At 64.0% G+C, this 247-nt stretch carries 1 pseudogene; it reads right to left on the reverse strand.

Features of this window, described 5'->3' with window-relative positions:
• Positions 1–167, reverse strand: a pseudogene (locus tag SB751_RS33925) (NAD(P)-dependent alcohol dehydrogenase); the annotation flags it as partial.
• Between the last annotated feature and the right edge of the window lie 80 nt (positions 168–247).

Below are 247 nucleotides of genomic sequence, written 5' to 3' on the forward strand. Positions count from 1 at the left end.
ACCGTGTTCTTCCATTCATTGCGCGCCTGGTGCAAATCGGAATGGCACACGCCGCAAAACAGTACTTCCATCTGCACGTCGTGGGCGCGCACTGCGCGGCGCTGGAATTCGAATGGGGCGAGCGGCGCGGTGGCGTCGGTCGCTGCATAGGCATACGTCGTGCTCATGAGTAGCTCCAGCAAAGGGGTGGTGATGTCGCAAGGCCGCCGGCGATGGGCGACGCGCGTCGCCGATGCGGCCGAACCTT

It is taken from the genome of Cupriavidus sp. SIMBA_020, assembly GCF_046535395.1.
In the GTDB taxonomy this organism is placed as follows: domain Bacteria; phylum Pseudomonadota; class Gammaproteobacteria; order Burkholderiales; family Burkholderiaceae; genus Cupriavidus; species Cupriavidus campinensis.